This is a genomic window from Thermosynechococcus sp. M3746_W2019_013 (genome assembly GCF_015296045.1).
Lineage (GTDB): Bacteria > Cyanobacteriota > Cyanobacteriia > Thermosynechococcales > Thermosynechococcaceae > Thermosynechococcus.
On the sequence record NZ_DVDW01000017.1, the window covers coordinates 97958 to 104208 of the forward strand.

The following is a 6251-nucleotide window of genomic DNA, read 5'->3' on the forward strand; positions in this document are numbered from 1 at the left end:
CTAAAACACTTGGCTTTTTGTCGCATCTGAGAGTGTGGGAATTTCGGCATAGATGCCGCGCACAGACTGCACCACCCCATAGACAACGCCAATCACTGTGGCAATAAAGATAAAGTTGAAGAGCACCTTAATCAACAGGTCAAAACTAGCAATGCGGACAAGGAGTTCTATTAGCAGTTGGGCAATAAACAACACAATCCCCATCAACAGTGCTTGCATTGTGTTGTAGCGAATAAAGAGACTCACACGGTTATTGCGTACCACCAGCAGGTACAGAAGCATAAAAACGAGTAGCCCCGCAAAGGGAATTGAGTAGATTAAGGCAACGGGCAGTACCACCAAGACTAATGCTTGCAGCGGCGGAAATAGCTCAAATAAAAAGCCGCCAAAGGGCATGACGTAGAACAGGGGTAGTAGATAGGCTAAACTGGCGAAGATACGATCCGGCACAGTGGTGGTGGCACGCCAACTCATAGATTGCTCCTTAGAGTGTAGAGGGGGATTGACTCATCACCTTCAGTAGGAGTTCGGGGGAAATCATGTTGCACTCTATGGTTTTACTAATCAAGGGTGGTCCTACCCGCGAGGCAATAATGAGTTGAAGCTCAGGGCTGTTCTTAATCGAGAGCATGACCGCACCCATAATCGAGCTAGGATCAGGCGCTGAATTGCTGCTATTGGTGGGAAGCATTTGGATCAACTGGGCAATATCGGCGCAACTAGCCCCTGATACGTATTTTGCAAGGGCATCACTCATCTGCTCAACTGTGGTTTTCATCATCTCTGGCGGCAGAGGACTGGCGCCCTGGGCACGCACTGGCTGAACTGTTCCCATTGCAATCAGGGTACCCAAAAGAAGAGGCAGACTGCTCACCGATAAGCCCATGTCAATGGCACGCTTCAGCGATCGCCACATCATAAGTCTCAATACCTCAATAACATCTTAGATAACCCCTTTGGGCAGACTAGTTAGCACGCTCCTCAATCACCCGATCAATCAGGCCGTAGTTTTTTGCCTCTTCAGCGGACATGAAGAAGTCGCGATCCATATCCCGCTCAATTTTTTCCAGGGGCTGGCCCGTATGGTAGGCATAGAGCTCATTGAGTTGGCGCCGTACCCGTAAAATTTCGCGAGCCTCGATTTCAATATCCGTTGCTTGGCCACGGGTGCCACCGGAGGGCTGGTGAATCATGATGCGGGAGTGGGGGAGTGCCAACCGCTTGCCTTTGGTGCCAGCTGCAAGGAGGAAAGACCCCATCGAGGCAGCCAGACCGACACAGATAGTGACGACATCCGATTTAATATGTTGCATCGTGTCGTAAATTGCCATACCGGCGGTGACGGAGCCACCCGGGGAGTTGATGTAGAGCATGATGTCTTTGCCCGGATCTTCGGAGTCAAGGTAGAGCATCACCGCCACAATTTGGTTGGCAATCTCATCATCCACTTCTTTACCCAGGAAAATAATCCGCTCGCGATAGAGACGGTTATAGATGTCAATCCACTGGGTGTAGGGTTCACCGGGCATCCGGTAGGGGACTTTGGGTACTCCGATGGGCATAGAATCCTTCCAGGCTGAGCTATCAACGCCGCTTTTCTCCCTGATTCTAACCTAATTCCTAGAGCCTTCGCTCTACACTTGGCAAAGGCAGAGGGCAAACCACTGCTGAGGATCAGTAAAGGTGTTGATCCATTGGAACCCGGCAGCGGTGAATGCCTCCTTGAGGGCAGTAAGGTCAAACTTGCGGGAAATTTCGGTGAGAATTGGTTCACCAGCAGCAAAGGTGCACTGAAAATCAAGGGCAGCCAAGGTAACGGCTTGTCTCTGTTGCGAATCTAGATACATTTCAATTTGCTGGGCAATTGGGTTATAGATGGCGCGATGGGCAAAGGCTTCGGGCTGAAAATTTCCTTGAAAGCGCCAATTGAGGTGATGGAGGATATTGCGGTTAAAAGCAGCCGTCACCCCTTGGCCATCGTTGTAAGCAGAAAGCAAAATACTCGTGTCTTTGATGAGATCCACGCCCAGCAGGAAATAGTCCCCTTTCTTAAGAACCCGATGCACCTGTTGAAACAGGGTCTGGCATTCGCTGGGGGAAAGGTTGCCGATTGTACTACCGAGAAAGCAGAGCAAGCGGCGGGGGGCTAAGGGGGGTGGTAGGTGCTCTAAGCCTACTTGATAGGTGCCAACAAGGCCATGAATGCTCAGCTGGGGGTAATCGGCAAGAAGAGCCATGGCACTGGTCTTGAGGATCGAGCTGCTGACATCAATGGGACAGTAGTAAAGATGGGATTGCACTTGAGTATAGGCGGACAGGAGGAGGCGAATCTTGCGATCGCTACCGCTTCCCAGTTCCACAAGTTCACAGGCGCCCGTGAGTTGGGCGATCGCCCCGGCGGCGGTCTTTAAAATGCCCAATTCTGTACGAGTGGGGTAGTATTCCGGTAACTCACAAATTTGTTCAAAGAGGCGCGATCCCGCAGCATCATAGAAATAGTAGGAGGGAAGAGACTTGGGTTCCTGAGTCAGACCCCGGATGACATCTTGGCCGTCCTGTTCTGTGGTGAGACTGGGTAAGTGGGTCAGGCGTAGGCGATCGCTCACAGGGAAAACGGCTCCAGAATGGGCAAATCTTAGGATATTCTAGCTTTTAGCCGCTGCTCCAAACGGCGCCCCCACCCCGCGATCGGCAAATTCATAAAATTCCTAAGGCGCCATAGGGAAGTGCCAAGGCTGCCACTCCCGCTGTCTAGGCATTCACTGCAGTTGCAAGGTTCATGTGGACTCACACTGCACCAACACCGCATGGGTAATCATGGGAGTATTGCCAAGCCCTGGCCAGTGCAGAAACAGAAAGGGGGATGGTCAGCCATCGAGGATTTTGGGTTCACCGGTTGCTACTGCTTAAACAATACCAATTTGCGCCTGTTGATCATTCCACATGTTCCACTTTTCGTAGATGCGGCGCAGTGTGCCATCTTTCTTGAGGATATCAAGGGCTTGGTCAATCTCTGTCTTGAGGGTTTCTGCTTTGGGGTTGTTTTTGTTAAAGGCAATAACATAGTTATTCAAAAAGATTGGGACACCAATTAGCCGTAGGTGATTGTTTACTTTGCCCCCCGGACCGGTGCCAAGAACGTAGTAGGCAACAATTGGAAAGTCTAGCATCACGGCATCAAGGCGCCCCTGAGCCAACTCATCAAAGATCAGGTTGTTACTAGAGTAGGTACGGGTTTTAATTTTTTTATCCCCTTCAAGAATTTCTTGGGCTTTGTAGTCAATGCCAGTGCCAACGGTCATGCCAGCCAGATTGGCAAGGGTGACTTCACTAGTAGAAGTGTATTGTTCGAAGCGGGGATCATCGGCTCGGACTACGATCTGTTGGCCATAGCGATAGTAGGGCTGGGAAAAGAGTTGAAGGCCCTGGCGATCGGGGGTGATTTCCCAACCGTTGAGAATGATATCAAAGCGGTTGGCAGCAAGGGCAACCAGCAGTTGTTCGTACCCAGTGTCAACGAATAGGGCCTTAACTCCCATCAAGCGGGCGATCGCAGCGGCAATTTCCACCTCAAAGCCAACTAAGTTTTTGGGATCAGTAGGGTCATAAAAAACGTAGGGAGCACCCTCAATGGCCTCAGCCCCCCAAACCAATGTACCCGGATTGAGGAGACCCCTGCTGGAGATGGTGCCCGTGGTTGAGGTTCTGGAGGTTGAATCTACATTACCAGCACAGGCTGTGAGGAGGCTTTTACTGCCTGTGGCGATCGCCATCGCCCCCATTCCCTGCGCTACACAACGCAAAAACGTGCGGCGGTGCAACTCCATAGCGCTGTCCTTGTATGAGGTTGAGCATGAGTTGAGGGTTATTGTATCGGATCAACCCAGCCCCGGTTTAGTTTCTATCACCCCCACTGCCAAGACTACGACGTTTTGTTACTGTTTGAAAGGCGTAAATAATATCTCCTTCCTGCCATTGTTGGAAATCATCCAGGCGTACACCACATTCATAGCCAGCCGCAACCTCGCGGACATCGTCCTTCATGCGTTTGAGCGAACTCAAGATCCCCGTGTGAATGGTGTTTTGCTGGCGCAGCACCCGTACTTTGCAGTTGCGCACCAGCTTCCCATTGAGGACATAACAGCCGGCCACCATGCCTTTGCTGAGGGGGAAGATAGCTCGCACTTCTGCTTGACCCAGTTCTTCCTCCACCAGTTCGGGTTCCAGCATCCCCTCCATTGCCCCTTGAATATCATCAAGGAGCTTATAGATGATGTTGTATTCGCGGATATCCACGTTGTGCTGCTCCGCTGCTTGGCGTGCTCCTGAAGCGAGGGTAGTATTAAAGCCAATGATGACGGCACTACTGGCAGCGGCAAGGTCAACATCGGTTTCGGTAATTTCGCCGGGGGCCGCCAACAAAATCCGCAACTGCACTTGATCTTGGGGCAGTTGGTTGAGGGCCGTTAAAATCGCCTCAACCGAACCTTGAACGTCAGCTTTGAGAATGAGATTGAGTTCCTTGAGTTCCCCTTCGCGGGCTTGGCTAGACAAGGAAGTGAGGGAGACCCGCCGGGCGGCGGCGGCTTGGGCAAGGCGGGATTGACGTTGGGCGGCGGCGCGCTCCTCTGCAAGGGCACGGGCGGCTTTTTCATCGCTGAGGACTTCAAATTCATCTCCCGCAGCAGGGACATCTGCCAGACCCAAGACTTCGACTGCAAAGGAGGGGGTTGCTGCCTCGACCCGCTGGCCGCGATCATCAATCATGGCGCGAACCCGACCAAAACAGGCACCCGCCACTAAAATATCACCGACCCGCAGTGTACCGTTTTGTACCAGCAATGTGGCCACTGGTCCCCGCGCCCGATCCAAGTGGGCTTCAATGACGGTGCCCTTGGCGGGGCGGTTGGGATTGGCGTAGAGGTCCTCCACCTCTGCCACCAGCAGGATCATTTCCAGGAGCGTATCGAGATTTTGCTGTTGCAGGGCACTGACGGGCACCATAATCGTGTCGCCGCCCCACTCTTCGGGCACTAGACCGTATTCAGTGAGTTCTTGCTTGATTCGCTCTGGTTGGGCAGACTCTTTATCAATTTTATTAATGGCGACGATGATCGGAACCTTGGCTGCCCTGGCGTGGCTAATGGCTTCAATAGTTTGCGGTTGTACGCCATCATCGGCAGCAACGACGAGAACGGCAATGTCAGTGACCCGTGCCCCCCGTGCTCGCATAGCGGTAAAGGCTTCGTGACCGGGGGTATCGAGAAAGACCACCTGATGTTTCTCGCCGTTGTGTTCGACGTCCACGTGGTAGGCGCCAATGTGTTGGGTGATGCCGCCTGCTTCCCCTTGGGCAACCTTGGCATTGCGGATGGCATCGAGGAGGGTGGTTTTGCCATGATCGACGTGACCCATAATCGTGACCACAGGCGGACGCCGTTGCAGGTGATCAAGGTCACTCGACTCCAGCATTTCAGTGACTTTTGTGGCCTCGACTTTGTGCTGTGCTGTTTCCACCGCGATCCCCAATTCCTTGGCCACGAGTTCGATCGTTTCGATCTCAAGGGTCTGGTTGATGGTGGCGGCAATTCCCTTAAAGAAGAGAATTTTAATGATTTCTGCCTCGGGGCGACGCACTAAAGTGGCCAATTCCTGCACCGACATTGGGCCTTCAATCGTAATGTGATCGGGTGGGGGTGCTTCCGCTGGTTCTCCGTGACGGCGATCGCGATGGCGGGATTGTTTTTTCTCGCTGCTTTTTTCAGTTTTTGCCGCTGGTGTAACGGGGCGGGCGGGACGGGGAACCTTGGGCTTGGGGGGCCGTTGCAGGGATTGACTGACATCAACCGTTACTTGGTGTACTCCGACCAAACGGCTAGTGAGTTCGAGTTCTTCCTCTTCGTCAATGATTTCTTCGCGCAATTTGACGACGCGGGAGGATTTCCGTTTGTGCTCTTCATCATCAAAGTCTTTGTGACGGTGGCGGTCTTTGATGACTTTGCTAACGGACTTGTCATCGAGTACCTCAACGGTTTCGGTGACGGGCTTTGGTGGATTGGCTGCCCGCACGGGTTTGGGTGGTGGTTGTAGCTCGGGTAAAGCTGGTTTGGGCGCTATTTCTGGGGGCTTGACGGGGGCAGGGGGAACGGCCCGCTGGACAATTTCAATGCGATCTTGGCTCCTGGGTTTTGCGGGGGCGATCGCCCCCTTTTCTTTTTTGGGGGGGTCCTTTAGCTCCTTACGGGGCGGGC

At 52.9% G+C, this 6251-nt stretch carries 6 protein-coding genes; all 6 read right to left on the minus strand.

Features of this window, described 5'->3' with window-relative positions:
* On the minus strand, window positions 1-474 hold the full coding sequence (locus tag IGQ16_RS03600) for a Tic20 family protein (protein ID WP_024124138.1): 474 nt from the start codon (window positions 472-474) through the stop codon (window positions 1-3).
* 10 nt (window positions 475-484) lie between these two features.
* Window positions 485-919 (minus strand): hypothetical protein, encoded by a 435-nt coding sequence (locus IGQ16_RS03605; protein WP_157869627.1) that lies wholly within the window; start codon window positions 917-919, stop codon window positions 485-487.
* Window positions 920-965: 46 nt separating this feature from the next.
* Window positions 966-1562 carry an ATP-dependent Clp protease proteolytic subunit gene (locus IGQ16_RS03610; protein WP_041428943.1) on the minus strand — a complete coding sequence of 199 codons (597 nt, stop codon included), beginning with the start codon at window positions 1560-1562 and terminating at the stop codon, window positions 966-968.
* Window positions 1563-1634: 72 nt separating this feature from the next.
* Window positions 1635-2606, minus strand: a complete 972-nt coding sequence (gene egtD / locus IGQ16_RS03615) for an L-histidine N(alpha)-methyltransferase (RefSeq protein WP_024124141.1) — start codon at window positions 2604-2606, stop codon at window positions 1635-1637.
* Window positions 2607-2906: 300 nt separating this feature from the next.
* A complete protein-coding gene (locus IGQ16_RS03620; RefSeq protein ID WP_297040943.1) occupies window positions 2907-3827 on the minus strand; it encodes an ABC transporter substrate-binding protein in 921 nt (306 codons plus the stop codon).
* 67 nt (window positions 3828-3894) lie between these two features.
* On the minus strand, window positions 3895-6251 hold a 2357-nt coding region (gene infB / locus IGQ16_RS03625; RefSeq protein ID WP_297060284.1), incomplete at its 5' end, for a translation initiation factor IF-2.

What these genes read in the sequence shown, in the direction of transcription:
- IGQ16_RS03600 (WP_024124138.1), bottom strand. Translation starts at nt 474, where the DNA reads ATGAGTTGGCGTGCCACCACCACTGTGCCGGATCGTATCTTCGCCAGT.
- IGQ16_RS03605 (WP_157869627.1), bottom strand. Translation starts at nt 919, where the DNA reads ATGATGTGGCGATCGCTGAAGCGTGCCATTGACATGGGCTTATCGGTG.
- IGQ16_RS03610 (WP_041428943.1), bottom strand. Translation starts at nt 1,562, where the DNA reads ATGCCCATCGGAGTACCCAAAGTCCCCTACCGGATGCCCGGTGAACCC.
- IGQ16_RS03620 (WP_297040943.1), bottom strand. Translation starts at nt 3,827, where the DNA reads ATGGAGTTGCACCGCCGCACGTTTTTGCGTTGTGTAGCGCAGGGAATG.